The organism is Actinomadura sp. NPDC048955 (assembly GCF_040649435.1).
In the GTDB taxonomy this organism is placed as follows: Bacteria; Actinomycetota; Actinomycetes; order Streptosporangiales; family Streptosporangiaceae; genus Spirillospora; species Spirillospora luteofluorescens.
The window spans coordinates 36418-63098 of sequence record NZ_JBEZJI010000002.1; the positions used below are offsets into that span (position 1 = coordinate 36418).

The 26681-nt window shown below is 70.6% G+C and carries 26 protein-coding genes and 1 tRNA gene; 19 read left to right on the plus strand and 8 right to left on the minus strand.

Annotated features, from left to right (window positions below; genetic code table 11):
- Window positions 1-52 precede the first annotated feature (52 nt).
- From AB0C84_RS02135 to AB0C84_RS02150, 4 genes are all read left to right on the plus strand, one after another.
- Window positions 53-499, plus strand: coding sequence for a sigma-70 family RNA polymerase sigma factor (locus AB0C84_RS02135; protein WP_361060265.1), 447 nt, complete (start codon window positions 53-55; stop codon window positions 497-499).
- Window positions 492-1628: a CU044_5270 family protein gene (locus tag AB0C84_RS02140; RefSeq protein WP_361060267.1), complete on the plus strand. Its 1137-nt coding sequence runs from the start codon at window positions 492-494 to the stop codon at window positions 1626-1628. The genes AB0C84_RS02135 and AB0C84_RS02140 overlap by 8 nt, the downstream gene beginning before the upstream one ends.
- A gap of 132 nt (window positions 1629-1760) precedes the next feature.
- Window positions 1761-2399, plus strand: a complete 639-nt coding sequence (locus AB0C84_RS02145; RefSeq protein ID WP_361060269.1) for an RNA polymerase sigma factor — start codon at window positions 1761-1763, stop codon at window positions 2397-2399.
- Window positions 2396-3622 carry a CU044_5270 family protein gene (locus AB0C84_RS02150; RefSeq protein WP_361060271.1) on the plus strand — a complete coding sequence of 409 codons (1227 nt, stop codon included), beginning with the start codon at window positions 2396-2398 and terminating at the stop codon, window positions 3620-3622. The genes AB0C84_RS02145 and AB0C84_RS02150 overlap by 4 nt, the downstream gene beginning before the upstream one ends.
- A gap of 40 nt (window positions 3623-3662) precedes the next feature.
- Here the strand turns inward: AB0C84_RS02150 and AB0C84_RS02155 are convergent, their stop codons facing one another.
- Window positions 3663-4382, minus strand: a complete 720-nt coding sequence (locus tag AB0C84_RS02155; protein ID WP_361060272.1) for a TetR/AcrR family transcriptional regulator — start codon at window positions 4380-4382, stop codon at window positions 3663-3665.
- A gap of 100 nt (window positions 4383-4482) precedes the next feature.
- On the opposite strand from AB0C84_RS02155, the gene AB0C84_RS02160 reads away from it, so the two are divergent.
- Entirely contained in the window at window positions 4483-5988 is a 1506-nt protein-coding gene (locus tag AB0C84_RS02160) for an MFS transporter (RefSeq protein ID WP_361060274.1), read from the plus strand.
- A gap of 45 nt (window positions 5989-6033) precedes the next feature.
- Here the strand turns inward: AB0C84_RS02160 and AB0C84_RS02165 are convergent, their stop codons facing one another.
- Window positions 6034-7644, minus strand: a complete 1611-nt coding sequence (locus tag AB0C84_RS02165; protein WP_361060276.1) for a 3-hydroxyacyl-CoA dehydrogenase — start codon at window positions 7642-7644, stop codon at window positions 6034-6036.
- Window positions 7645-7739: 95 nt separating this feature from the next.
- Between AB0C84_RS02165 and AB0C84_RS02170 the strand changes: the two genes are divergently transcribed.
- The 3 genes from AB0C84_RS02170 (at window position 7740) to AB0C84_RS02180 (ending at window position 10307) form a co-directional block, all read left to right on the plus strand.
- Window positions 7740-8948 carry an acetyl-CoA C-acetyltransferase gene (locus AB0C84_RS02170; RefSeq protein ID WP_361060278.1) on the plus strand — a complete coding sequence of 403 codons (1209 nt, stop codon included), beginning with the start codon at window positions 7740-7742 and terminating at the stop codon, window positions 8946-8948.
- A 94-nt stretch (window positions 8949-9042) separates the two neighbouring features.
- Window positions 9043-9477, plus strand: coding sequence for a hypothetical protein (locus AB0C84_RS02175; RefSeq protein ID WP_361060280.1), 435 nt, complete (start codon window positions 9043-9045; stop codon window positions 9475-9477).
- Window positions 9478-9575: 98 nt separating this feature from the next.
- Entirely contained in the window at window positions 9576-10307 is a 732-nt protein-coding gene (locus tag AB0C84_RS02180) for a hypothetical protein (protein ID WP_361060282.1), read from the plus strand.
- Here the strand turns inward: AB0C84_RS02180 and AB0C84_RS02185 are convergent.
- Window positions 10304-10903 (minus strand): TIGR03086 family metal-binding protein, encoded by a 600-nt coding sequence (locus AB0C84_RS02185; RefSeq protein ID WP_361060284.1) that lies wholly within the window; start codon window positions 10901-10903, stop codon window positions 10304-10306. The genes AB0C84_RS02180 and AB0C84_RS02185 overlap by 4 nt on opposite strands.
- 274 nt (window positions 10904-11177) lie before the next feature.
- On the opposite strand from AB0C84_RS02185, the gene AB0C84_RS02190 reads away from it, so the two are divergent.
- Both AB0C84_RS02190 and AB0C84_RS02195 read left to right on the plus strand, forming a co-directional pair.
- Window positions 11178-13325, plus strand: a complete 2148-nt coding sequence (locus tag AB0C84_RS02190) for a (Fe-S)-binding protein (RefSeq protein WP_361060286.1) — start codon at window positions 11178-11180, stop codon at window positions 13323-13325.
- A gap of 100 nt (window positions 13326-13425) precedes the next feature.
- Window positions 13426-14163 carry a ZIP family metal transporter gene (locus AB0C84_RS02195; RefSeq protein ID WP_361060288.1) on the plus strand — a complete coding sequence of 246 codons (738 nt, stop codon included), beginning with the start codon at window positions 13426-13428 and terminating at the stop codon, window positions 14161-14163.
- A gap of 52 nt (window positions 14164-14215) precedes the next feature.
- On the opposite strand, the gene AB0C84_RS02200 is transcribed toward AB0C84_RS02195, so the two are convergent.
- From AB0C84_RS02200 to dcd, 4 genes are all read right to left on the minus strand, one after another.
- Window positions 14216-15103, minus strand: a complete 888-nt coding sequence (locus AB0C84_RS02200; RefSeq protein ID WP_179844919.1) for a glycine betaine ABC transporter substrate-binding protein — start codon at window positions 15101-15103, stop codon at window positions 14216-14218.
- A gap of 47 nt (window positions 15104-15150) precedes the next feature.
- Complete coding sequence (locus tag AB0C84_RS02205) at window positions 15151-16071, minus strand: ABC transporter permease subunit (RefSeq protein ID WP_361060290.1); 921 nt, start codon at window positions 16069-16071, stop codon at window positions 15151-15153.
- Entirely contained in the window at window positions 16064-17317 is a 1254-nt protein-coding gene (locus AB0C84_RS02210; protein WP_361060292.1) for a glycine betaine/L-proline ABC transporter ATP-binding protein, read from the minus strand. The genes AB0C84_RS02205 and AB0C84_RS02210 overlap by 8 nt, the downstream gene beginning before the upstream one ends.
- A gap of 182 nt (window positions 17318-17499) precedes the next feature.
- Complete coding sequence (dcd, locus tag AB0C84_RS02215) at window positions 17500-18075, minus strand: dCTP deaminase (RefSeq protein ID WP_179844917.1); 576 nt, start codon at window positions 18073-18075, stop codon at window positions 17500-17502.
- An 81-nt stretch (window positions 18076-18156) separates the two neighbouring features.
- On the opposite strand from dcd, the gene AB0C84_RS02220 reads away from it, so the two are divergent.
- Together AB0C84_RS02220 and AB0C84_RS02225 are read left to right on the plus strand one after the other, a co-directional pair.
- Window positions 18157-18227 (plus strand) — tRNA-Gly (locus tag AB0C84_RS02220).
- A gap of 173 nt (window positions 18228-18400) precedes the next feature.
- Window positions 18401-18784, plus strand: coding sequence for a Uma2 family endonuclease (locus AB0C84_RS02225; RefSeq protein ID WP_361060294.1), 384 nt, complete (start codon window positions 18401-18403; stop codon window positions 18782-18784).
- Window positions 18785-19436: 652 nt separating this feature from the next.
- Here the strand turns inward: AB0C84_RS02225 and AB0C84_RS02230 are convergent.
- Window positions 19437-19949, minus strand: a complete 513-nt coding sequence (locus AB0C84_RS02230; protein WP_361060296.1) for an ArsI/CadI family heavy metal resistance metalloenzyme — start codon at window positions 19947-19949, stop codon at window positions 19437-19439.
- 137 nt (window positions 19950-20086) lie between these two features.
- On the opposite strand from AB0C84_RS02230, the gene AB0C84_RS02235 reads away from it, so the two are divergent.
- The 7 genes from AB0C84_RS02235 (at window position 20087) to AB0C84_RS02265 (ending at window position 26602) form a co-directional block, all read left to right on the plus strand.
- On the plus strand, window positions 20087-20464 hold the full coding sequence (locus AB0C84_RS02235; protein WP_258945273.1) for a metalloregulator ArsR/SmtB family transcription factor: 378 nt from the start codon (window positions 20087-20089) through the stop codon (window positions 20462-20464).
- A 26-nt stretch (window positions 20465-20490) separates the two neighbouring features.
- A complete protein-coding gene (gene arsB, locus AB0C84_RS02240) occupies window positions 20491-21582 on the plus strand; it encodes an ACR3 family arsenite efflux transporter (protein ID WP_361060805.1) in 1092 nt (363 codons plus the stop codon).
- 160 nt (window positions 21583-21742) lie between these two features.
- Window positions 21743-22102, plus strand: a complete 360-nt coding sequence (locus AB0C84_RS02245; RefSeq protein WP_258945271.1) for a nuclear transport factor 2 family protein — start codon at window positions 21743-21745, stop codon at window positions 22100-22102.
- Between the two features lie 423 nt (window positions 22103-22525).
- A complete protein-coding gene (locus AB0C84_RS02250; RefSeq protein WP_361060299.1) occupies window positions 22526-23395 on the plus strand; it encodes a hypothetical protein in 870 nt (289 codons plus the stop codon).
- A gap of 513 nt (window positions 23396-23908) precedes the next feature.
- A complete protein-coding gene (locus AB0C84_RS02255; protein WP_361060301.1) occupies window positions 23909-24703 on the plus strand; it encodes an alpha/beta hydrolase in 795 nt (264 codons plus the stop codon).
- Window positions 24704-25104: 401 nt separating this feature from the next.
- Window positions 25105-25668, plus strand: coding sequence for a dihydrofolate reductase family protein (locus AB0C84_RS02260; protein ID WP_361060303.1), 564 nt, complete (start codon window positions 25105-25107; stop codon window positions 25666-25668).
- A gap of 469 nt (window positions 25669-26137) precedes the next feature.
- Window positions 26138-26602 (plus strand): nuclear transport factor 2 family protein, encoded by a 465-nt coding sequence (locus AB0C84_RS02265; RefSeq protein ID WP_361060305.1) that lies wholly within the window; start codon window positions 26138-26140, stop codon window positions 26600-26602.
- Window positions 26603-26681: the final 79 nt, after the last annotated feature.

The following is a 26681-nucleotide window of genomic DNA, read 5'->3' on the forward strand; positions in this document are numbered from 1 at the left end:
AGGGGTTCCGGGTGATACGAGGTGACCGCCATCCGCCACGGAAAGGCAGCACATGACAGGGGAACCCCTCACCGCAGACCCACCCCGGGACGGGGCCCGGGGGCGGGCCGACCACTCGGGCGTCCTGCGGATGTCCCTGAACGACCCCGAACGGTTCGGCGAGATCTTCGACGCCTACTTCGCCGAGATCCACGGGTACGCCGCCAGGCGGCTCGGCCCCGGCCGGCACGAGGGCGGGCACGCGGACCGGGTGGACGCCCGGGTCAGCGCGCAGGGCCTGCGCGGCCCGCTGGCCGGCGCGCTCGCCGCACTCCCCGCGGGCGAGCGGGAAGTGCTGCTGCTCGTCGCGCTGGCCGACCTCACCCACGAGGAGATCGCGGCCGCCCTCGGCATCCCGTACGGGACGGTCGGGTCGCGGCTCAGCCGGGCCAGGAAGAAGGTGCGCGCGGCGCTCGGCGGCACCGACCCCGCACAGGTTCAGGAGGACGACCATGGATGAGCTCAGCATGATCCGCGAGGCGTACGGGGAGCCCGCGCCGCCGACGCTGCGGGAGATGACCGAGGCCCGCGCCCGGGTGTTCGAGGAGCCGGCGTCCCGCCGCCGCGTCCGGGTCGGATGGCGGTTCAGGGCCGGGCTCGGCCTGGTCGCCGCGGGCGCGGCCGTGGCGATCGCCGTGACCGTCACGGGATCCGGCTCGCCCGCTCCACCCGCGGTCGACCTCGGCAAGCGCGCCGTGCTCGCGGCGGCGGAGAGGGCCGCCGCGCAGCCGACCGGCCGGTACTGGTTCTCCGACCAGATCCAGGGCCGGTCGTTCGTCATGCGGCCGGAGTCGGGCGAGTACGCGATCGTCGGCGCGCACAGCGAGGGGTTCCAGTGGGCGGGCGCCCGGACCGGTGACGGTGGGGCGTTCTACGCGCGGGACCTGCCGGCCCGTCCGCTCACCCCGCAGGACACGGCCGCGTGGAAGCGCGCCGGGTCTCCGGGGACCTTCCGGGTCTGGGAGAAGGACCACTACTCCACCTACACTCGCGGCACCACGCAGTGGAAGGCGAACCGCGAGGGCGCGTCCCGGGGCGGCACGTTCCTCGTGGGCGGCAGGACGATGACGGTGGCGCAGATCCAGGGGCTGCCCACCGTCCCCGGCGCGCTCGCGAAGATGTTCTTCGACTCCGGTGGGAAGGCCGGGGTCCCCGTCCCGGCGGGCCGCCCGATGAGCCCGTCCGACAAGATGCTGGTCACCTCGGACCTGCTGGAGCTGTCACCGCTGCCCCCGAAGGTGCGCGCGGGGCTGATGCGGGCCCTCGCCGCGCAGCCCGGCATCCGCGCGGTCGGCCGGGCCACCGACCCGCTCGGCCGCACCGGCGTCGCGCTCACCGCGGCCGACGAGCCGGTGCGCGTGGACGCCGGGCTCGGCGCGCCGCCGCAGGAGCAGGGCGAGTACCGCGTCCGCTCCGAGCTGGTGTTCGACCGGCGCGACGGCATGCTGCTCGCCGAGCAGCGGGTGCTGACGCGGCCGGGCGGCGCCTACCGGACGCGCGGGCCCGGCTTCGTGATCGGCTACTGGGCCGTCCGCGAGTCGGGCTGGACGGACACCAAGCCGAAGCCGCCCTCGGGGCTCCCCTCCTGACCTGAGACCGTGAACGCCCCCCGCCCCCCCGGCCCTCCGCCCGGGCGGGGGGCGTTCGCGCGTGAAGGGTGATCGGGGGATCGGTTGAGAACCGGGTGACCGAGCACTCCCCCGACGACGAGGATCACCCCCATGGCCCACCACCACCCGCCGGATCCCGGGTCCCGGTCCGGTGCGGAGCCGGACGTGTCCGGCTCCGACGCCTCGGACGCGGCGGCGATCGTCCGGTCCCGGCGCGAGCCCGCCGCGTTCGCGGAGATCTTCCACCGCCACTTCGCCGCGATCCACGGGTACGCGGCGCGGCGCCTCGGCGTCGACGCGGCCGACGACATCGCCGCCGAGACCTTCCTCGCGGCGTTCGACAAGCGCGGCCGGTTCGACCCCGACCGCGGCTCGGTCCGCCCGTGGCTGTACGGGATCGCGACCCGGCTGATCGGGCTGCACCGGCGCACGGAGGGGCGCCGGTACCGGGCGCTCGCGCGCACCCCGGCCGAGCGCCTCCAGGACGGCCACGAGGACCGGGTCACGGCGCGCGTCACCGCCGGCGGCGCGGGCGCGGACCTCGCCGACGCCCTGGCCGGGCTGCCGCGCGGGGACCGGGACGTCCTGCTGCTGGTGGCGCTGGCCGACCTGACCTATGAGGAGGTCGGGCAGGCGCTCGGCCTCAAGACGGGCACCGTCGCGTCCCGCCTGCACCGTGCCCGGCGCCGCCTGAGGGAGTCGCTCGGCGGAACCCATCCCGCGCTGATCGTTGAGGAGACGCCCGCGTGAACGAGATCGACATGAACGAGACGGCCCGGGTCCGGCGGCTGCTGGGCGAGCCGCCGCCCCCGTCGGCGGAGGCGTCGGCGCGGGCGCTGGCCAGGCTGGAGGACGCGATGGCGCCGGGCGGGAGGCGCGCCCGGCCGTCCCGGACGCGCCCGCGGCGCTTCGGGTGGCCTGTCCGGCTGGGCACCGGGCTCGTCGCGGCCGGAGCGGCGGCCGCCGTCGCCATCGTCGCCACCGGCCAGGGCTCCCCGGGGTCGCCGCCGGACGCGCCGCCCGCCTCCGTCGACCTGGGCAGGCAGGCGGTGCTGGTGGCGGCGGACAAGGCCGCCGAGCAGCCGACGGGCAACTACTGGTCCGCCGAGAGGCTCAGCGGCCAGGCGTACGTGGTGCGGGCGAAGACGGGAACGTACGCGATCTTCGGTGCGCACGACGAGACGTTCAACTGGGCCGGCGCGAAGAAGGGGATGGGGGAGGCGTACTACAGCCGTGACCTGCCGGCGCGTCCGCAGACCCCGCAGGACGAGGCGCTGTGGCGCAAGGCCGGATCGCCGTCGGCCATCCGCGTCTGGTCCAACGACCACTACTACACCTACAGCACCAGGGCGACGAAATGGCGGTCGGAAGGCCCCGAGGTCGGCCTCGACCCCCAGGGCGGTGGGACGTTCCTCGACAAGTCGGTCGAGGAGCTGCGGAACCTGCCGACCGACCCGGCCAGGCTCGCCGCGATGTTCCTGAACGACGACGAGATGGGGCGCGCGGCGGGCCTTGACCCGAAGCGGGCGAAGGCCGAAGGGGCGCGGACGGGTCCCGGCCAGACCGCCACCCTCAAGATCATGCGGGTGTGGGCGCTGCTCGGCACCCCGCTGCCGCCGAAGGTGCGGTCGGGACTGATGAAGGCGCTGGCCGCGCAGCCGGGCGTCCACGCGGTCGGCCGCGTCACCGACCCGCTGGGCCGCCGGGGCGTCGCGCTGGCCTCCGGCGACCACGCCGTCACGATCACCGGGGAGTACGGCGCGCCGAAGGGCGAGCAGGGGACCTACCGCGCCCGCCAGACGATCGTCTTCGACGAGCGGACCGGCGCGCTGCTGTCCCGGCAGTACGTGCTGACCCGGCCGGGCGGCCCGTATTCGCAGATGAAGCCGGGCTTCGTCATCGAGTACCAGGCCGTCCGCTCGGCGGGATGGAGCGACGCCAAGCCGAAGCCGCCCGCGGAGCTGCCCTTCTGAACCGGCTCCCGGCCGGCCTCCGCCGCAGGCCCCCCGTCCGCTACCGGGCGGGGGGCCTGCGCGCTTCCAGGCCGTCGAGGACGCAGGCGAGCCCGAACGCGAAGCGGCCCTCCAGGACGTCGCCGGTCTCCTTCATCCAGATCTCGCGGATGTGGGACGCGAGACCGGGGCGCTCCCCGTCCAGCCGGTCCAGGTAGGGGGCGAGGTTCTCGACCCATTCGGCGGCGGACGTTCCGGGCTGGGCGCGCTGCCAGCTCGCCTCGCTCCCGGCCGCGCCGATGACGTAGTCGACCACCGCCGACCACGCGTACTCCAGGTCGAAACCGGTGAACCCGGCGGACCCGAACGCGGCGAGGACCTCGTCCAGGACGCGGGTCGCGTTCGGGCCGATCATCGGGCGGCCGCCGAACAGCGTCACCGTCCACGGATGCCGGTGGATCATCGCGCGGAGGCTGCGCGCGTAGCCGGTCGCGGCGGCCCGCCAGCCGTCCCCGGACGGGACCGCCACCTCGGCCATGACGCGGTCGAGGGCGAGCTCCAGCAGCTCGTCCTTGTTCGCGACGTGCCAGTACACCGAGGTCGCGCCCGCGTTCAGGCGGGTGCCGAGCCGGCGCATGCTGAGGCCGTCCAGCCCCTCGGCGTCCAGCAGGTCGAGCGCGGCGTCGACGATCTGCGTCCGGCCGAGGGCGGGCCGGCCCCGCCGCGTGCGCTCCGGCCGCACCCAGACGGACGCCGCCCTGCTCTCCTCGCCCACCGGCATGCCTCCCTCGCTCTCGTACAGGGTACCGGGACTTGAACACTGTACGAGTCAGCTCGTACAGTGTGCGAGCCAACTCGAACGCTGTACGACAGGAGTGATCATGGACGAGCCCCCGGCCCCGCATCCCCGGCGCTGGCAGATCCTCGGCGTGCTGTGCCTCGGCCTGTTCGTCGTCGTGGTCGACAACACGATCCTCAACGTGGCGATCCCGTCCCTGCTCCGGGACCTCGACGCCACCACGTCCGACGTCCAGTGGGTGATCGACGCCTACTCGCTGGTGTTCGCCGGGCTGCTGATCACCGCGGGCGGCCTGGGCGACCGGTACGGGCGCCGCCGCGCGATGCTGATCGGTTTCGCGCTGTTCGGGGCCGGGTCCCTGCTGGCCGCCTTCGCGCAGAACCCCGCCCAGCTCGTCGCGACGCGGGCGCTGATGGGCGCCGGAGGCGCGTTCCTCATGCCGGGGACGCTGTCGATCATGGCGGTGGTGTTCGGACCGGACGAGCGCGCCAAGGCGTTCGCGATCTGGGGCGCGACGTCCATGGTCGGGCTCGCCGCCGGGCCGACGCTCGGCGGGTTCCTGCTGGAGCACTTCTGGTGGGGCTCGGTCTTCCTGGTGAACGTCCCCGTCGCCGCGGCCGCCGTCGCCGGGCTGCTGGTCCTCGTCCCCGAGTCGCGCGGGCCGCGCCGCCGCCCGGACGTGCCCGGCGCCGTGCTGTCCACGGCGGGGATGTCGGCACTGGTCTGGGCGGTCATCTGCGGCCCGGCGCACGGCTGGACCGGCGCCCGCACGCTCGGCGGGCTGGCCGCCGGCGCCGCCGCCCTCGGCCTGTTCGCCGTGTGGCAGCACCGCAGTCCCGAGCCGATGCTCGACCTGCGGCTGCTGCGCGACCGCGACTTCTCCGGGGCCGCCGCCATGATCGCGCTGTTCGGTTTCGCGCTGGCCGGGATGCTGTTCGCCCTCACCCAGCTGCTCCAGTTCGTGCACGGCTACGGGCCGCTCAAGGCCGGGCTCGCGCTGCTGCCCGTCGCCGTCTCCGCCGCCCTCGGCAACGGGCTCGGCGCGTCGCTGGAGGCGCGTTCCGGCGCCCGTCCCGCCCTCGTCGCCGGGTTCTCGGTCACCGCGGCGGGGTTCCTGGCCCTCGGGCTGACCGGACCGGACGACGGCTACGCCGCGCTCGCGATCGGGCTCGTCGTCCTCGGCTTCGGCGCCGGGCTCGGCACACCGCCCGCCTACAGCACGCTCATGGCCGCCGTCCCGCCCGAGGAGGCCGGGGTCGGCTCGGCGGTGAACGACACGGGCCAGGAGCTCGGCAGCGCGCTCGGCGTCGCCGTCCTCGGCAGCCTCGCCTCCGCCGCCTACGCCCGTGACCTGCCGGACTCCGCTCCCGCCGCCGCCCGCCACTCGCTCGGCGAGGCCCTGGCGATCGGCGACCCCGGCCTCGCCCGCGCCGCACGCGACGCCTTCGCCCACGCGGTCTCGGCCGCCTCGCTCGCCGCGTGCGGCGCGATGCTGGCCGCCGCCCTGTTCGCCGCCTTCGTCGTGCGCGCCCGCCGCCCCGCGCCCGCGGACGCGCGCCCCGAGATGAAGGCCGCCGAGACCGGGTGAAAGCGATCCGGAGGCACCGCGTCCGCGACTCGGCGAAGGGGACCGTCAGGGGAGGAGGTCGGACGGGGCGGTGCCCGTCTCGGTGAGCGGCAGGCCGAGCGCGACACGCTCGGTCAGCCAGCCGCTCGGACGGTAACGCGGGTCGCCGGTCGCGTCGTGCATCTGCTCCAGGACTTCGAGGACCCGCTCGGCGCCCACGTGGTCGCCCCACTCCAGCGGCCCGCGCGGGTAGCCGAGCCCGAGCCGGACGGCGGTGTCGATGTCGGCGGGACTGGCCAGCCGCTGCTCGGCGATGCCGCAGCCCACATTGACGATCGACGCCAGAAGCCGCGGCGCGACGGCGATGGGCGCGTCCCGCACGACGGTCACCGGCCGCCCCGTGGCGAGGAGGGCGGCGAGCGCCGCGCGGCCCGCCTCCGGGTCGAGCGCGGGCTGCACGGTGAGGGTGATCCGGTCGAAGAACCCGAAGAACCCGTCGATCCCCAGGGTCCGCTCCCCGGGGAGACCGTTGCCGACCTGGCTCGCGACGCTCATGTCCGTCGCGGCGCCGACCAGCAGGACGGCCTCCTCGGACGGCCCGTCACCCGCCTCGACGTCCACCCCGGCCTCGGACAGCAGCATTCCCAGCGTCTCGCGGTGCTGCGGCTCCTGGAACCAGACGGGCCGCAGGTCGGTGGCCGGAGCGCCGGGCTCGGCGGGTTCCTGCTTCACCCCGTCCACGTACTTGTAGAAGCCCTCGCCGGTCTTGCGTCCGAGGAGCCCGGCCTCAAGCCGCGCCCTGCCGATCCTGGACGGACGGAACCGCGGCTCGGTGTAGAAGCCCGTCCAGATGGACTCCATCACCGGGTGCGACACGTCCATCCCGGTCAGGTCGAGCAGTTCGCACGGGCCCATCTTCAGGCCGAGGACGTCCCGCGCGATGCGGTCGATGTCCACGGGCTCGGCGACGCCCTCGGAGAGGATCTGCAACGCCTCCGTCACCAGGCCGCGCCCGGCGTGGTTGACGAGGAAGCCCGGCGCGTCAGGCGCGAGCACGGGAGTGTGCCCGAGGCGCCTCACCAGGTCGGCGAGCGCGTCCGGGATCCACTCGGCTGTGCGCGCCCCTGGAATCACTTCGACGAGCTTCATCAGCGGCACCGGGTTGAAGAAGTGCAGCCCCGCCACCCTGGACGGGTCCTCCAGCGCGGCGGCGATCGCCGTCACCGGCAGCGAACTGGTGTTGGTCGCGAGGACCGTGTGCTCCGGGCAGACCTTCTCCAGCGACCTGAACAATTCCCGCTTGGTCTCCATGTCCTCCCGGACGGCCTCCACGACGAGGTCGCAGTCCTGGAACGGGGTGAGCGGCTCGCCGACCGGCCGGAGCCGCCCCTTCGCCGCCTCCGCGTCGGCCGCCGTCATGCGCCCCTTCGCGGCGAGCCTGTCGAACATGGCCCCGACGTACTCGGCCGCCTCCATCACGGCCCGCGTCCGGATGTCGGCCAGCTCCACCGTCAGCCCGCCCGCGGCGGCGAGCTGCGCGATCCCGCGCCCCATCGCCCCCGTTCCGATCACCCGGATCGTCGTCGCCCGGCCCGCCCACTGCTCCACGTCGCCTCCCGCGCTCGCCCAGCCCTCCGGCCCATGTCCCGGTTCGCCACCGCCATGGGTACCCAGCATTCAACCCTCCACTGGGCGGAAGCCCGCACTCCGCCCATCCGGGCGAGGGGCCGTACCCTGCGAAGTGCCCGCGACCCCATCCCGAGGAGCCCACCATGCGCGACGCGGTGATCTGCGAGCCGCTGCGTACCCCCATCGGCCGGTTCGGCGGGGCGCTCAAGACCGTCACGGCCGCCGAGCTCGCCGCCGCCGTCGTCCGCGCCCTGGTCGAGCGGACCGGCCTGCCCGGCGACGCGATCGACGAGGTGATCCTCGGGCACTGCTACCCCACCTCCGACGCCCCCGCCATCGGGCGCGTCGCCGCGCTGGACGCAGGGCTACCCGTCACGGTCGGCGGCACCCAGCTCGACCGGCGGTGCGGATCCGGGCTCCAGGCCGTCCTGAACGCCGCCATGCAGATCCAGACCGGCGCCGGCGATGTGATCGTCGCGGGCGGGGCGGAGAGCATGAGCGGCACACCGTTCTACACGACGGCGGCGCGCTGGGGCGTGCGCGGGCCGTCCCTCGAACTCCACGACGCGCTCGCGCAGGGCCGCGTCACCGCCGGCGGCGTCAACCACCCCGTTCCGGGCGGGATGCTGGAGACCGCCGAGAACCTGCGCCGGGAGTACGGCATCGGGCGCCGGGAGCAGGACGAGCTGGCGGTCCGGTCCCACGAGCGCGCCGTCGCCGCCCAGCGGTCGGGGGTGTTCGCCGAGGAGATCGTCCCGGTGACCGTCCGGTCGCGGAAGGGCGACACGGTCGTGGACACGGACGAGCACCCGCGCCCCGGAACCACGGTCGAGGGCCTCGCGGAACTGCGTCCCGTCCTCGGCAGGAAGGACCCCGAGGCCACCGTGACGGCGGGCAACGCCAGCGGCCAGAACGACGCGGCCGCCGCCTGCGTCGTCACCAGGCCCGAACGCGCCGCCGAACTGGGACTGCGCCCCCTCGTCCGGCTCGTCTCCTGGGGCCGCGCCGGGGTGCCGCCCGAGACGATGGGCATCGGGCCCGTCCCCGCCACCGCCAGGGCCCTGGACGCCGCGGGCCTCACCCTCGCCGACATGGACCTCATCGAGCTCAACGAGGCGTTCGCCGCGCAGGTCCTCGCCGTCACCCGCGAATGGGGCCTGAAGGACGCCGACTGGGACCGCGTCAACGTGCACGGCTCCGGCATCTCCCTCGGCCACCCCGTCGGCGCGACCGGCGCCCGCATCCTCGCCACCCTCGCCCGCGAGATGGACCGCCGCGGGGCCCGCTACGGCCTGGAGACCATGTGCATCGGCGGCGGCCAGGGCCTCGCCGCCGTCTTCGAACGCGTCTGACCATCCCCCCGGTGGCGCCCCCGGCTGATCATCCTGGTTGTATGTCGCGGGTCACCGGGACCGATGAGTCCGCCGGGCAGTGGAAGGGAAGTGCATGAACAGGTTGGTGCGCGCGCTGATGGTGGTTCCCGCGACGGCGATGCTGATCACCGCCGGGGCGGCGGCCGTGACGGCGGGCGCGGCATCGGCCGCGACGGGCAAGCCGAGCGGCGCGCCGCCCGCCGAGGACGGCTCCAGCGTCTGGTGCGTGTCGACGAGCGGCGCGAAAGCCTGCTTCGCCGAGTACGGGGACAAGGTGTGGGTGAAGGACACCGCGGCGAACGGAGCATCAGCCGCCGGCACGCTCCAGGACAATGAATCGTCCTCGTCGTGGTACCGGGAATGCTTCAACACCCGCGGTGCGGCGGGCGGCTGGGTGATGTGCGACTTCGACGTGCCGGAGTACCAGAACGGCTACCTGTGGGCCGTCAACAACCCCTTCGTCGGCAGCCAGTCGTACACGAAGATCTACACCAGCGGCATCATCTGATCCGCGCCTGCCTTTCGCCGTGCCCGCCCGGCGGGCACGGCCAAGGCGACGGCGCCCCTCGCCCGAACACGAGGGCGGCCCGTGACGTCTGAGGGGTCATGAGTCCGAAGTGCGAACGATGTGACGGCCCGCTGGTCCCGGTCGAGTACGGCATGCCCATCGACGACACGCCGTACCGGCGGCACGAACGCCGCGAGATCTACTACACCGGCGGCTGCATGGGCCCGCCCGCGCCCTGGTGGTGCTGGTCGTGCGAGCGCTTCGCCGACCCCGAGCCGCGCCCCTCGCGCTCGATGACCGTGGAGGGCTACCAGCTGTCCCTCCTCAACGACATGCGCGGTGTCAGCCCGTCCCTCCCGGAACTTCCGGCGCCCTACGACGACCCGCCGGAGGCCCTGGCGGAGGAGGCCGCCGCGTGGCGGAGCCCGGACCTGCTGAAGATCAAGGACATGGCGGTGATCCTGGGCGAGCCGGTCAGCGGCGGCCCCTCCCTGCACCGGTTCGCCCTCCCGCTCTGGCCCGACTTCTGGCTGGAGCACAAGAGCATGAACAACGGCTTCTGGGTGGAGCCCGAGAGCATGGAGGGGGTCGGCGACTACGTCGTCGACAAGCGGTTCGTGCGCAGGTCGGGCGAGCCGATGCGGTCGGCGGACGACATGCGCCCCTGGTCGGTCCTGCGGACGGAGGCCGAGGCCTTCTTCGGCTGGGAGCCCACGCGGCATCCGAACATGTACTACCACGTCGTGCCGTTCGAGCTCGGCGGCCGCCCGATGGAGGCGTACTTCGTCCACGACCTCCTCGTGCAGGTCTCGGAACCCTCGGAGAGTTAGGCCCTGTCCGCCGTCCAGGACGGGTCACGGCCGGTCATGGCGATGAGGCGGTCGAGCGCCGACGCGTCCGCGCCCACCTCGACGGCGGGGCCGAACAGGCCCGGGACGCCCTTGCCGCCGCTCTGCTCGACGGACGGGGCGACGAAGGCGAGGCACGCCTCGATCTCGTCCGCGCCGGCGTCGTAGGGGCGGCCGAGGGCGCGGGAGACGTCCCAGCCGTGCACGACCAGCTCGTTCATCGCGACATGGCCGGCCTGGTCCGAGGGCAGGTCGATGCCGCCGGCCTGGGTCATGCCCTGCCACGCGTCCGGGGAGCGCCAGGCCGCCGCCAGCGCGTCGAGCCGCTCGGGGACGCGGGCCCGCCAGCCCGGGGCGAGCCGCGCGGCGTCGGCGGACGGCGGCTGCGACGGGCCGTCCGGGAAGTCCTTCGCCGCCGCCCAGGTGAAGGCCAGGGTCAGGCCGTCCACGTGGTCGATGAGGGCGCCGAGCGGCATGTCCTCGGCGGGCGTCGGCCCGGTGAGCTGGGAGTCGCGCACGTCCGCGAGCAGCCCGGCCATCCGCCGGGCGGCGGGGCCGAGGTCGGGCATCGAGGTCATCTGGGTTCCTTCCGGTTCGCGTACCGCTGGACGGGACGGGGGTGGACGCGTCCCCTCCCGTGATATGGACTCGGGAACCGCCGGATACTCATCGCTGCGGGGGTAAGAGTTCAAGATCGAGGGTCAGGGCGGTCCGGGCGTCGGCACGGGGGGTTCTGACCAGGGGATGTGACGCGTAAGCTACTGCCGAGTAGTATTCGGGCCCCGGATGGAGAGCAGTCTGACGCGAGCCCTACGCTGGCTGCCATCGCCCGTACCCCAGGAGGACGGAACAGTGTTCTGGATCACGTTGGTCATCGGGCTCGCCGGAACGGCGGTCGCGCTGGCGCTCGCCGGGAGGCGAGTGCTGTTCCTGTACGCGATCGCCAAGAGCGGGCAGCCCGATCCCGAGAGGACGCTGCAGGTCAGGCGTGAGCCCGCCAAGGCCGTCGAGGGCCAGGCCGTCGAGGTCCTCGGCCAGCGCAAGCTGCTGAAGTGGACCGTCGCCGGCGTCTCGCACGCCGCGGTCATGTGGGCGTTCATCCTGCTGATCACCGTCTACCTGGAGGCGGCCGTCGCGCTGCTGTTCGGGCTGGACGTCAAGATCCCCGGCCTGCAGACCTGGCCGCCGATCGGGTTCGTCCAGGACACGATCGCCCTCGCCTGCACCGCCGGCCTGCTCGTCTTCACCGCGATCCGGATCAAGAACTCGCCGAAGCGGCTGGACCGCAGGTCCCGGTTCAAGGGCTCGCACCTGTCCGGCGCCTGGATGACGCTGTTCATGATCTTCAACGTGATCTGGACGATGTTCTTCTTCCGCGGCGTGGAGTGGGCCAGCGGCAACCTCCCCTACGGCAAGGGCGCCTACTTCTCCTACGCCGTCGGCCACCTCTTCGACGGCCTGAGCGACCACACGCTGGAGGTCCTGGAGTCCGTCGGGCTGCTGCTGCACATCGCCGTCGCGCTGATCTTCCTGGTCTTCGTCGTCCACTCCAAGCACCTGCACATCTTCCTGGCCCCGCTGAACGTCATGTTCAAGCGCCGCCCCGACGGCCTCGGCGCCGCGCAGCCGATGATGTCGGGCGGCAAGCCCCTCGACTTCGAGGAGGCCGACCCCGACGAGGACGTCTTCGGCCGCGGCAAGATCGAGGACTTCACCTGGAAGGGCTTCCTCGACATGGCGACCTGCACCGAGTGCGGTCGCTGCCAGTCGCAGTGCCCCGCCTGGAACACCGGCAAGCCCCTCTCGCCGAAGATGCTCGTCCTGGAGCTGCGCGACCACGCCCTGGCCAAGGCGCCCTACTTCACCGCGTCGGAAGAGGCCCGCAACGCCTTCACCGACGAGCAGAAGCTCGCCATGGAGGTCGACAAGGCCCTCGTCGGCGACGACGGCGTCATCCACCCCGACGTCCTGTGGTCCTGCACCAACTGCGGCGCGTGCGTCGAGCAGTGCCCGGTCGACATCGAGCACATCGACCACATCCTGGACATGCGCCGCTTCCAGGTCATGATCGAGTCCTCGTTCCCCTCCGAGGCCGGCGTCATGCTGAAGAACCTGGAGAACAAGGGCAACCCGTGGGGCATGTCCGAGATGAAGCGCCTCGAATGGGTCGAGGAGCTCGACTTCGAGGTCGACGTCGTCGACGACAAGGTCTCCGAAGACACCGAGTACCTGTTCTGGGTCGGCTGCGCCGGCGCCCTGGAGGACCGCGCCAAGAAGACCACCAAGGCCGTCGCCGAACTGCTGCACATCGCGGGCGTCAAGTTCGCCGTCCTCGGCCCCATGGAGGCGTGCACCGGTGACCCGGCCCGCCGCCTCGGCATGGAGTTCGTCTTCCAGATGCTCGGCCAGCAGAACGTCGAGACGCTGAACGACGCGGGCGTCAAGAAGATCGTCGCGACCTGCCCGCACTGCTTCAACACCCTGGCCAACGAGTACCCGCAGATCGGCGGGAACTACGAGGTCGTCCACCACACCCAGCTGCTCGCGCACCTGGTCGAGGAGGGGAAGCTCACCCCGGTCACGCCGATCGAGGAGAACATCACCTACCACGACCCCTGCTTCCTCGGCCGCCACAACAAGGTCTACAAGCAGCCGCGCGACATCATGGCGACCGTCCCCGGCGTCAAGACGCAGGAGATGCACCGGCACAAGGACCGCGGCTTCTGCTGCGGCGCCGGCGGCGCCCGGATGTGGATGGAGGAGCGCATCGGCAAGCGCATCAACACCGAGCGCGTCGACGAGGCGCTGGAGACCAACCCCGACACCGTCTCCACCGCCTGCCCGTTCTGCCTGGTCATGCTGGGCGACGCCATCAACGAGAAGAAGAACGCGGGCGACGCCAAGGAGTCGCTGGAGGTCGTCGACGTCTCCCAGCTCCTGATCCGCTCCATCAAGGGCGAGGGCACCACCCCCGAGAAGGAGGCGGTCGCCGCCGAATAGGGGCGCCTGCTCGACGGCCCCGCCCCCGTTCCCGCGGGGGCGGGGCCGTTCCGCGTTCCGGCGGCGGTTGAGGGGACGGACTCGCTGGTAAGACCTGGGGATGGCCGTGCTCGTGTCCCTCCTCGCGTTCCTGATGACGCTCGCGGGCGGCCTCACCGCGATGCGCGTCCGCGACCACCGGCACCTCGTCCTCGGCCTCGCGGGCGGGCTCATGCTCGGCGTCGTCGCGTTCGACCTGCTCCCCGAGTCGCTGGAACTGACACGGCACCGCCCGTTCGGCGTCCCCGCCCCCATGATCGGCTTCGCGGCGGGGTTCGTGCTCCTGCACGTCGTCGAGCAGGCGGTGGCGATCCACCGCGCCCACGAGGAGGAGTACGCCCCGCACGAGCACGTCCACGGCTCGGGCTCCGGCGGGCTGCTCGCCGCGCTCGCCCTCGTCCTGCACAGCCTCGTGGACGGCCTCAGCATCGGCTTCGGCTTCCAGACCGGCACCGAGACCGGCGTCTTCGTGGCGCTCGCCGTCGTCACGCACGACTTCGCGGACGGGTTCAACACCTTCACCGCCGCCTCGCTGTACCGCCGCGACCGGCGCCCCGCCGTCCTGCTGCTGCTCGCCGACGCCGCCGCCCCCGTCGCCGGGGCCGCCATCGGCACGCTGGCGACCGTCCCGGACGCCGTCCTCGGCCCCTACCTCGGCGTCTTCGCCGGTGTCCTGCTGTACCTGGCCGCCGCCGAGATCCTGCCGGAGGCGCACAGCGTCCACCCGCGGGTCATGACCCTGGCCGCCACCGGGCTCGGGCTGTTCGCCGTCCTGCTCAGCGTCGGGCTCGCGAGCTGAAGAAGGGCCGCCCGGAAACCCGGGCGGCCCTTCTTCGGGAACGTTCTCGGCGTCAGCCCGTCAGCGACGTGGCGAAGCTCTGGTTCGTCTTCAGCCACGCGTCGACCGCCTGGTCCGGCTTGCCCTTGTACTGGTTCTCCATCAGGTCCTCAAGGGAGCCGAGCTGCTTGTCGTCCATCCTGAACTTCTTCAGCCAGCCGGTGACCTCGGGCTGGTCCTTGCCGAAGTCCTTGCGGGCGATGGTGTTGATGCCGTCCGGCTTGCCCATCGCGCCCTTCGGGTCCTGCAGGTCACGGATGGGGTACTTCGTGTAGGCCCAGTGCGGGCGCCACAGCGTGACGACGATGTCCTTCTTGGCGTCGATGGACTTCTTCAGCTCGGTCAGCATCGCCGCCGTCGAAGACGTCGTCACCTTGTACTCGTCCTTCAGGCCGTACGCGGGGAGCATCTCCTCCTGCGACACCCGGTACAGGCCGGAGCTCTTCTCGATGCCGACGATCTTGCCGCCGTACTGGCCGCCCTTGCCCTTCAGGTCGTCGAGCGTCTTCAGCGGCGAGTAGTTCGGCACGGCGATGGTCAGCGGCGCCGAGTCGTACCAGACGCCGACCTTCTCCAGCTTGTCGCCGTACTGCTTCCAGTAGTCCTCGTGCGTGCCAGGGAGCCAGGAGTCGACGAACAGGTCGACGTCGCCCTTCGACATGCCCGCGTAGAGCGGTCCCGTGTCGAGGGTCTTGACCTCCACCTTGTAGCCCTTGTCGGTCAGGAGCCGCTTCCACAGGGCCGTGGCGGCCTCACCCTCGGCCCAGCCCGAGACCATGCCGATGGTGATCTCCTTGTCGTTCCCACCCCCGCCGGAGTCGGAATCGCCGCACGCCGCGGCGCTCAGACCGAGCGTCAGCGTCAGCGCGGCGACCGTCAGGCCCTTGAACTTGGAGCGCATGCCCATCCTTTCGTTGGCTTGCATGGTGAAGTGGGGGGAGCGGGAAGTCAGTTGGACGTGCCCGCGGCGACCGCGACCGGGACGGGCTCGGCCGCGCGGCGCCGCGAGAACAGCGCGCGCAGCATGCCCGGGCCGTCGCCCAGGGCGCCGGTCAGGCGGTCCAGGTAGATCGCGAGGACCACGACGGCGATGCCGCCCTCGAACCCCTTGGCGACGTCCACCCGGTTGATGCCCTCCAGCACCTCGCCGCCGAGGCCGCCCGCCCCCACCATGCCGGCGATGACGACCATGGACAGCGACAGCATGATCAGCTGGTTGACCCCGGCCATGATCGACGGCATCGCGAGCGGGATCTGGATCCGGGTCAGGATCCGGCCCGGCGGCGTGCCGAACGCCTCGCCCGCCTCCACCATCTCCGGGTCCACGCCGCGGATGCCGAGCTCGGTCAGCCGCACCCCCGGCGGCATCGCGAAGATCACCGTCGCCACCACGCCGGGCACCGAGCCGATGCTGAAGAAGAAGATCGCCGGAATCAGGTACACGAACGCCGGCATCGTCTGCATGAAGTCCAGGACCGGCCGGACGATGCGGCTCACCATGTCGCTGCGCGCCGCCGCGATCCCGATCGGGATCGCCACCACCGTCGACACCAGCGCCGACACCAGCACCAGGGCCAGCGAGTCCATCGCCGGCTCCCACAGCTCCATGCTGTCGACCAGCGCGAACCCGAGGACCGTGAACAGGGCCAGCCGCCAGCCGCTCAGCACCAGCGCGATCACGGCCAGCACCAGCGTCAGCCCCAGCGGCGGCAGGACCGTCAGGACGTCCGTCAGCCCGTCCACCGACGCCTCGATCGCCGAGCCGATCCCGTCGAACAGCCACGCCAGGTTGTCGGTGCACCAGCTCACCAGGCCGTCGAACCACTCGCCGACCGGAACCCGGGGCAGCTTCATCGCCGCGTCACTCATCGCCGCCACCCTCCTTCGTCAGCGCCAGTTCCGGCTCGTCCTCCTCGACCATCTCCTCCACATGGGAGTTGATCGCGCCGAGCGCCGCCAGTAGCGTCACCCGGGGGATCACGCCGAGCAGCGTCCCCTTCTCGTCCGCCACCGGCACCGGCAGGTCGCTCTCGGCGACCCGCACGAACAGGTCCGCGACCGGGGTGTCCGGCGCCACCGGCTCCGGGTCCTCGGGGTCGATCAGACCGTCGAGCGTCTGGACGTTCTCCTGCACCGCGTCCGCGATCACGGTCGCCCGCACCCGCCCGACGAGTTTGCGATCCCGTCCGACCACGAACGCCGCCGACGTCTGGTGCTCGCGCATCGTCCGCAGAGCCGTCCTCGGCCCGGTCGACGCCAGCACCGTGACCAGCGGCTTCTCCATCACCGAGGCCGCCGTCAGCACCCTGGTACGGTCCACATCCGCGACGAACTGGGCGACATAGTCGTTGGCGGGGTCGGTGAGGATCTCCTCGGCCGTCCCGATCTGCACGATCCGGCCCTCCCGCATCACCGCGATGCGGTCGCCGATGCGCATGGCCTCGTTCAGGTCGTGGGTGATGAAGACGATCGTCTTGCCGAACCGGCTCTGCAGGTCCAGAAGCAGGTCCTGGACCTCCCGGCGGATCAGCGGGTCCAGCGCGCTGAACGCCTCGTCCATCAGGATGATGTCGGTACCCGAAGCCAGCGCGCGGGCAAGCCCCACCCGCTGCTTCATTCCGCCCGACAACTCGCCGGGAACCTTGTTCTCCCAGCCTTCGAGACCCACCAGAGCCAGGAACTCCCGGGCGGTCCTCTCTCGTTCATCCTTGGGAACGCCGCGGACCTCGAGTCCGTAAGCGGCATTGGCCAGAACCGTCCGATGGGGGAACAGCGCGAAGTGCTGGAAGACCATGCTGACCTTGTTCTGCCGAAGCGCACGCAGCGCCTTCGGCGGCAGCTTCGCGATGTCCTGGCCGTCGATCTCGACACTTCCGGACGTGACGCCGAGCAACCCGTTCAGCATCCGGATGAGGGTCGACTTGCCCGACCCCGACAGGCCCATGACCACGAAGATCTCGCCCTGCCGGACCTCGAACGTGGCGTCCACCACGGCGGGAGTGACCCCGAGGTCCCGGATCGCCGACATGTCGGCGCCCGCCTTGAGTTTTCGCTGCGCCTCCGCCGTCCTACGGCCGAAGAGCTTGGAAACGCTTTCCGCGCGGAGTACTGACACGATCTCCTTCCGGGTTCCCACGTCGATGCGCGGAAACGGGTCGCCTCGTCCGTCCAGGCGCCCGGGCCTCACGTAAAGAGGCTGTCAACCAGACGCCATGCCTGTGCGTCGCCCGAAACTACCCGGCCAGAGAACATGTTTCATCTTTTGGTGATTTCCGTCACGTTCGGGTTACGAACCGACTACACTTTCGTCCGGTGAAAGTTGAGGTACGACCGCGACGGGGTAGGGCCACGCTGGTCCTGGTACCGCGACCCGTACTTCGCCGACCCGTAGGGGTACTCCGCCGGCGAACTCGTCCGGAACAGGCACATCTGCCCGATCTTCATGCCCGGCCACAACTTGATCGGCAGCGTCGCCACGTTCGACAGCTCCAGCGTCACGTGCCCGCCGAACCCTGGATCGATCCATCCCGCCGTCGAGTGCGTGAGCAGCCCCAGCCGCCCCAGCGAACTCTTCCCCTCCAGCCGCGCCGCGAGATCCTCCGGCAGCCCGAACACCTCGTACGTCGAGGCCAGCACGAACTCCCCGGGATGCAGCACGAACGCCTCCTCGGCGCCCACCTCCACCAGCCGCGTCAGGTCCGGCTGCTCCACAGCGGGATCGATGTGCGGATACCGGTGGTTCTCGAACACTCGGAAGTACCGGTCCAGCCTCACGTCCACACTGGACGGCTGAACCATGTCCGGCTCGAACGGGTCGATCTTCACTCGCCCGGACTCGAGCTCGGCCCTGATGTCGCGATCGGAGAGCAGCACCCCAGAAAGCTATCCCACGCCACGCCCCCACCGGCGATCCGGTACAGTAACCACAGCACGGGCGCCCCTCAGGCCGCCCACGCGGGTGTAGTTCAATGGTAGAACTTCAGCTTCCCAAGCTGACAGCGCGGGTTCGATTCCCGTCACCCGCTCCCACACTGAAGGTCCAGGCCAGGGACAAGATCCCGCCTGGGCCTTGATCGTTTCTCTGGGCGAGCCGACCCGACCAGAGGCGCCAGGAGCCGTGCCCTCGAAGACTCTCCCCCTTGCAGTCCGGTGACACCTGGACCCGGGCGGACTACGAGGCGCTCTCGATGCCTGGCAGGTGGACACGGATGTGGACGTGCTGCTGGACGACGACGAGGTCGAGCCGGTCGAGATCGCCCCCGACATCGTCGTGTACTCCACCGAGCACGACCCCTGTGACCGTCCTATCCACGCCGGGTTGGTCGCTCTCGTCGCGGAGGTGGTCTCTCCGTCGACCAAGCGTAAGGATCGACGGATGCGACCGGCCCTGTACGCGGCAGCCAGCATCAGGCACTACTGGCGAGTGGAGACCGACCAGACCGCACCGGCGTTCGCGGTCTACACCTATGAGCTGGACGACTCCAGCGGCGCATACGTCGCCACCGGCGTACACCACGACCGGATCACTGTGCCTCAGCCCTTCGCCCTCGACATCGACCTCAAGTCCGTCCGCGAACGCTGACATCGCGCAACGCGTCGCAGTCCGCCAGGACAGCCCCCTGAGGGCACGATGATCGCTGCCGCGCGGCTTCCAACGCTCGGGCCGTGGCCGGCCCTGCGTTCCGCCGACCCGCTTGCCCTCGGACAGCTCGGGTGCCGTCGCCGTTCTGATCAGGCCGAGGGGCGCAGGCCAGCGCTACGGTGGTGGGCCATTAGCCAGGATGATCGAGCGGTAATCACGGTCACTTGCGGTACGGCGCTACGCCAGATCAGAAGTGCCAGCAGGCAGGTTCGGGTCTATCCCCGAGCTGACAGCGCGGGTTCGATTCCCATCACCCGCACCACCACAAAGGCCCAGGCGAGGGCACCCGTCCGGTCCCGCCGCGCCGCGTCGCCCGTCCGCTCACCCCAACGAGCCCTATTTGGCGAGAGAGATCACAACTGCCACGATGCTTGTGACGGTGCTGGCAGTCGCCATGTACAAGGTCCAACGGGCCAGCTTGTGTGCCGACTCAATCGTCCGGGCGTTCTCTCGTCTGTTCGGCTCGTCGACGTAGTAAGCGGTGCCGACCGAAGTATTTCCTGCCTTCTGATCATGTTCCCTGATCAGTTCTTCGTCAGAGCACTCGCCGCGGATCGAGCACGCGGCCCCTGGACGTTCGTTGGGCGGTTGATCAGGTGCAGGCGCAACCGGACGCGGCCTTGGCCTCAGCAGGGGTCTGGGTGGTGTCGAGGGCCTGCTCGTCGGGGGTGCAGCACGCCGAGGTGCCGCAGCAGGCGTCGCCGTCCGTCGAGTCGGCTGCGCTCTTGCCGAGAGTGTCAGCGTCGGCCTTGACCGTGTAGACCTCCCACGGTTCCCCACCGGGACCATGAACCCAGACCTTGTCCTGCAACGCGTAGCAGCACGAGGTGTCGTTCTCCTCCAGGGTCACGAGTCCGGCGTCCGTCAGACGCTCGGTCGCGTCGGTGACGAGCCCGGAGTCCTCGACCTCGACGCCGAGGTGATCCATACGGGTCGGTTCGCCGCCCTCGCCCTCGATCAGCACGAGCTTGAGTGGCGGCTCGGTGATGGCGAAGTTGGCGTAGCCCGGCCGGAGCTTGGCCGGCTCGGTGCCGAACAGCTTGGAGTAGAAGGCGATCGAGCCTTCCAGGTCGGACACGCGCAAAGCGAGCTGGACGCGGGACATGCGGTTCCTCCTCGTGTCGTGGGCGGTGTCGGCCGGTCGCCGGTCGGCAGGTGCCCGTGGGCGCTGCTTAGATGCCTGTCTAAACAGCCGGTGGCTTGAGTTTGCATCCGTGCGTAGATGGATGTCAAATTAGAGCCATGTCTAAGCAGCAGTTGCCGATCTTGAATCCTGTCGACACCGAGGGGGCCTGCTGCGCGCCCCTGGTCTGCGAGCCCTTGAGTGAGGCCGAGGCGGCCGAGCTGACGCCGCTGTTCAAGGCGATCGCCGACCCGGTCCGGCTGCGCCTGCTGTCGTTGATCGCCTGCCACGAGGGCGGGGAGGCGTGCGTGTGCGACCTGACCGCCGCGTTCGACCTCACGGCGCCGACGATCAGTCATCACCTGAAGGTGCTCAAGCAGGCCGGATTGATCGACTCCGAGCGGCGCGGGACGTGGGTCTACTACTGGCTCAACCCCGGGGTCCTGGAGCGACTGTCGGCGATCCTCGGGCCGCGCGTCACCGCGGCTGTTTCGTGACCGGCACCGAACCGGACGTCCAGGCATTGCCCGCCAGCGCACAGCCCACGGACCCCGTAGCGGCCCGCCTGTCGGTGCTGGACCGGTTCCTGCCGGTTTGGATCGGCGCGGCCATGGTGCTCGGCCTGCTCGCCGGCCGCGCCGTCCCGGGCCTGGACGATGCGCTGGAGTCGGTGAAGGTCGACGGGATCTCCCTGCCGATCGCGCTCGGCCTGCTGGTGATGATGTACCCGGTGCTCGCCAGGGTCCGCTATGACCGGCTCGGCACCGTGACCGCAGACCGGCGCTTGCTGATCACGTCGCTGGCGGCGAACTGGGTGATCGGTCCGGCGGTGATGTTCGCGCTGGCGTGGATCTTCCTGCCCGACCTGCCGCAGTACCGCACCGGGCTGATCATCGTCGGACTGGCCCGCTGTATCGCGATGGTGATCATCTGGAACGACCTGGCGTGCGGGGACCGTGAGGCCGCCGCCGTCCTGGTCGCGCTCAACTCGGTGTTCCAGGTGATCGCGTTCGCCGGGCTCGGCTGGTTCTACCTGCGCGTCCTGCCAGGATGGCTCGGCCTGGACCAGGCGGAGCTGGATGTCTCGGCATGGGACATCGCCCGCAGCGTGCTGATCTTCCTCGGCGTCCCGCTGGTCGCCGGGTACCTGTCGCGCCGTCTCGGCGAGCGCGCACGGGGCCGGGCCTGGTACGAGGAGCGGTTCCTGCCGCGCATCGGCCCGGCCGCGCTTTACGGGCTGCTGTTCACCATCGTCGTCCTGTTCGCCCTCCAGGGCGACGCGATCACCTCCCGGCCGTGGGACGTCGCCCGGATCGCGCTGCCGCTGCTGGTCTACTTCGCGGTCATGTGGGCCGGAGCGTTCGCGCTCGGCCGCGCCGCCGGTCTCGGCTACCCCCGCACCGCGACGCTGGCGTTCACCGCCGCCGGCAACAACTTCGAGCTGGCCATCGCGGTGGCCATCGCCACGTTCGGCGTCACCTCCGGTCAGGCCCTCGCCGGAGTCGTCGGCCCCCTCATCGAGGTCCCCGTTCTGGTGGGCCTGGTGTACGTCTCGCTGGCGCTGCGCCGCCGCCTCACCCCCCAGAGACCCCATGACCCACGCCACCGTGCATGAGAGGACCGGCTGTTCGTTAACTCCGCAGCAGCACCCGCGCGGGGCTGGGGCCAGGCGTGGATGTCGTGGATGTCGACCAGGTCGCGGGGCGCTCCAGTGAAGATCAGCCGAGCGTGAACGTCCTGGCGCGGATACGGCGCTGGCTGGGAGTGTGGGCCTCATGGAGGACTTGAGAGACGCCGAGCGCCGACTGCAGGCCGCGCAGCTCGCTGGAGATGTGGAGGCGCTGGATCGGCTGCTGGACGATCGGCTGATCTTCACCTTCGGTGGGAACGTTCAGACCAAGGCGGACGACCTGGAGGTGCACCGCACTCGGACGCAGGTGCTGACGAAGGTGGCCGAGGAGGATTTGACCGTGCTCGCCGATGGGACCACCGGGGTGACGTGGTTTCTCGGCACCGTCGAAGGGACCGTCTCCGGCGCGCCGTTCGCGGCCAGGATGCGCTACACCCGTACTTGGCTACACGACGACACGCACGGCTGGCGAATCATCGCCGTGCACGCCAGTGTGGCCGACTGACATAGCCGACACGTGGTAAGGCGAACCATCAGCCCATCGGTGACACGCACCCGCATCCGAACGGTAGACGACGGTAACTCCGCCTGAACCGGCTCGCTATCACCGTTGGCCGTTCGGTTGCTGGTCAAGGGCCGATTTGTCGCGCGCCGGCGCCTCCCAGCGACGAATCTGGCGTGGCAACGTGAGTGCGCGTCTGATCACGAGACGCGACAATTCCTGTATGAGCGTGCCATTAGGTCCGGCGCCCCTTCCGCGCCGTCGTCGCTCTCGTCGGCCTTGCCCCGCTCAGCCTGAAGCAACGCTCGAGATCATCGGCGATCGCGCGGTCGCTCATGGCTGACTGGCGCTGGTGGCGCAGCGCGGTCCGGTCGTTGTCGGGGCCCATGCGCCCCTTGGCGGGCTACTACATTGGCCGCTTGTGAGGTGATCGACTATGGCCGTTTCGCGGATCGGCTGCTCGCCGTCCGGCCTCGATGGGATCTGTACCGCGAGTTCCACGAGGAGTGGGGGTATGAGGTCCCTGAGGGAGGGCCGTCCTGGCCGCGCTGGTCCGACGACAAGCACAAGGCGTATGTGCAACGGCTCAAGGGCGACTCGGCCACCGGTGGGGACGACCCGTTCGAGGACGTCGACCTCGCATTGCCCATCCCGAAGGCGCTGGACGAGTGGTGGGACCTGCCGTTCAACTCGTTCACCCACACGCCGCGCCTGTACTGGACGAACCCGGTGTACCCGCCGACCGTCCGCCCCGATCCGTCGGGGTACGGGATCTCGGAGGGACTGCCCGAGGACAACCCCTTTATCCAGGGCGATGACCTGCGCGTCTGCATCTTCAAGGCGGAGAACCAGTACTGCAACGAGTGGGGCTACCTCGCCGCCGAGGCCGGGCAGGAGGACCCCCGGGTCCTGGTCAGCGTGGACGACGAGGGCGGGTGGGCGCTCCAGGCGCGCTCGATCTCGGAGTTCTTCCTGCTGCTCGCGGTCCAGCGGCTGCCTACGTCGCTTGGCTGGGTCCTCGAATTCGAGTACGACGACCTGGAGGGCGAAACGCCTATCGGTGAGCGGCTCGACAGGACGTACCGCGAGATGGGACTGCTGCCCTGGCGCGAACTCGGCGCCGACACTCACGCCTACGGCGGGCCGGACGTGATCGTCCTGCACGACCGGGAGGGCACGGTGGACTACCCCCTGGTGATAGCAGGCCGTACTCGCGCCGCACCGGCCCAGGCCGCGGACCTATTGGGACTCGAATGGTCCGATGACCTGCCCGAACCCCCCTCGACCCCTTCCTGAGCCCGCTCGTCCCGCCCCGGCCGATCGTCGGAATCCGGCGAGGGCGGAGGCCAAGCGTCCAGGTCAGGCGCAGGGGCACCGTGTCATCAGCGTGCCTTTAGGGCAGGTGATCAAGGGGTAATCGCGGCCACTTGCGGTACCGCCAAACGCCAGGTCAGGGCGAGGGACGTGCTCCCCGGAAACTGGGCCTTGAGCGTTCCGCGGCTCATCACAACCGGCCAATAGCGAGCCACCAGGGCCCCACCCCTCGTTGGCCTGGCCGAGGCCGAAGGAGCCGCTTGGATGTGCCCGAAGCGAGGCTTTCGCAGCCTCAGTCTCCGGCATACCGGAACGCGCGTTCGCGTAACTGCCTGTCACACCATCTCGCCATTCGCCTCAACGAGCATCCCGGCTCAGAGGAGGCGGACCCGAGGGGGCTCGCGTCAATTCCCGGTGATCTAGCGGACGCCTGGCCGCCGCACGGTCGAGGAATTCACCCCGAACGGTCAGAAAAGCAGCGGAGTATGGTCTGGCGTGGAGGTGATCATGGCGGACGTCCAGGCGACGGTGTGGGGAGACGGCCCGACATCAGCGGTCTTCGTTCACGGGATCTTCAGTTGGGGCGCCGACGAGTTGTACGGCTTCGGCAATCAGCGGCCGCTGGAGGACGAGTTCCGGCTGGTCATGATGGACCGGCGCGGTCACGGGGCGAGCCCGGACATCGAGGGCAGTGACTATGAGGCGGACGCGGACGACATCACTGTCCTGCTCGGCGACGGGGCCCATCTGGTGGCTCACTCCTACGGCGGTGCGGGTGCGATGCTGGCCGCCGTGCGCAGACCCGACCTGGTGCGGTCGCTGACCCTGATCCAGCCCGGCACTCTGCGGCCCGCGGCAGGACATCCTGTGGTGGACGAGGCGCTTGAACGCGCTCGCGCCGGCACTGCGGGACTGCCGCCGGAGATGACTCCGGAGGAGTACCTGCGGGCGTCCACCGAAGGCATCGGGATGCCTGTGCCGGAGGCCACGCCGGAACGCCTCCGAGCGGTGCGCGCCGCGATGCGCGAGCGGCCCTGCTGGGACGCCGAAATCCCGCTGGACCAGCTGGCCGCCGCGCCCTGGCCCAAGCTGATGATCTCAGGCACCTGGGAGGACGCCCCCGAGCTTTACCGCCGGTATGCGGGCGAGCCGCTCATCGCCGCCGCGGAGTTCATCGCCGAACGGATCGGCGCACGCTACCTGAAGGTGCCCGGCTACTATCCGCAGGTGCAACAGCCCAGTACGGTCAACGACGCATTGCGCGACCTCTGGCGATGTGGGCCGGAGTAACGCACGTATGGGCGTGGAACGTCGGGCATCCTTGAGACGCCGTAGAGGAGCGTTGGACCTTGTGAGGGCTGGCGGGGCACCGCCTGTTTTGTCCGGGATGCCTTCGGCTCGCTCCAGCCGTTGCCGTTGGGCGAGTACACCTTGCACCACGGGCTCGCTTCGGACTGTGGCTCCGGCACAGCACTACGCCTTGAGCTGCTCGGGCTCGTCGGCGTCGGTCCGGCCGAGAGTGTCGGGCGTCGGTGACTGCTGGCCGAAGTCCATGTCGGTGCAGTGTTGCAGCACGCTCCTCGATCAGGAGTGACGTGGTGGTGAACCGGCCCTCGGTGTGTTCTGACCGATTATCTTTCGGCGTCGTGCTCGTCTGTACGTCGAGAACCGACTTACAGGAGCCTGACGCCATGCGGAAACTGACCTTCGCCATGAACCTGAGCCTGGACGGCTACGTCGCAGCGCCGGGTGACGACCTCGGTTGGAGCGTGCCGAGCGACGAGCTGTTCCAGTGGTGGTCCGACCGGGTGGGGGCGACGGACCTGGCGCTGTACGGGCGCAGGTTGTGGGAGACGATGAGTTCCCACTGGCCGACCGCCGACCAGCAGCCCGGCGCCACCCCGGCGCAGATCGAGTTCGCGCGCCGCTGGCGGGACATGCCGAAGGTGGTGTTCTCCTCCACGATCGACAAGGTCGACTGGAACACCCGCCTGGTCACCGGCGACGCGGTCACCGAGATCACCCGGCTCAAGAACGAGGACGGAGGCCTCATGGACATCAGCAGCGCCACACTCGCCGCGACCGCGATGCGGGCCGGGCTGATCGACGAGTACGTGCTGGTCACCCACCCGGTTCTGCTGGGCGGCGGCAAACCGTTCTTCACCGCGCTGGACAACTGGGTGAACCTGAACCTGGTCGAGACCCGGACGTTCCCCGACGGCGTACTCCTGACCCGATACGAGACCAGGCGCTGAATGCCCGACCTGAAACAACTGCATAGGGCTGAGCCACCCCCTGGACTCCCGCGGGCCGGGGCACTCATTCCAAGTACCAACGCGACCCCGCGCGCCTTGCCTAATCCCATCGTCACCGTGGGGCAGCCCGACTGTGATCCTCGATGAGGATGGTCGGACGTGCCAGGAGTCGAGGCTTCGGAGCCAGGGCCCGCGCGTCGGAGTTTTCGTTTGCGCGGATCTGTCTGTCACGCCATCTCGACGTCCGAGAGCGAACGAGCACTCCGAGTCGGAGTGAGGGTGGGGCGGGCCGTAGTCAAGAAGCCTGGGAGCTCCCAGTGGGAGGACGGACCTGCGTCGAGGGCGGACGGTCACAAGGTAGTTCCTTGACGAATAATTCTTCAACGAACTACCTTGGACCCTCTCCGCATCCGCTCGCGTGCCGGCGTGCGTGCGGCTCTCGATGGCGATCTCTGATGGGAGACGACTCATGCCCGAACCCCTGACTCCGCGCGAGGTCTTTCTGAAGCTGGTGCACGGCGTCTGCGAGGAGCGTTGGGAAGAGGTGATCGGGCTCTACGCCGAGCAGACCCACGTAGAGCACCCTTTCCATCCACTCGCGGCACCCGCGCTGCGATCGCTCGAAGAGTTGCGGGCGCACTTCGGGATCGGCGCACCGCCTGGCGCCTACACGGGGCACACCCTGCGTCGCCGGCCGGTTGGCATCACTGTTCACGAGACAGCAGATCCCGAGGTCATCGTGGGTGAGTTCCGGTACGAGGGGAGCGCGGTGGAGACCGGTGAGCCGTTCACCGTTCCGGCTGTCTTCGTCATGCGGGTCCGCGACGGAAAGATCGTCGAATCCCGTGATTACCTGGACCACCTGCGCTCTGCCCAAGCGCGTGGTCAGCTGGACGATGTCCTCGCCGCCATCAGGCAGCACCATGACTCTTGATCAGTGCGGGGGGGCACGGCATGTTCGTCTTCCAGCGGCAGAGTCGCTCGGCGACGACACCGGCTCCGACGCCCGCGAC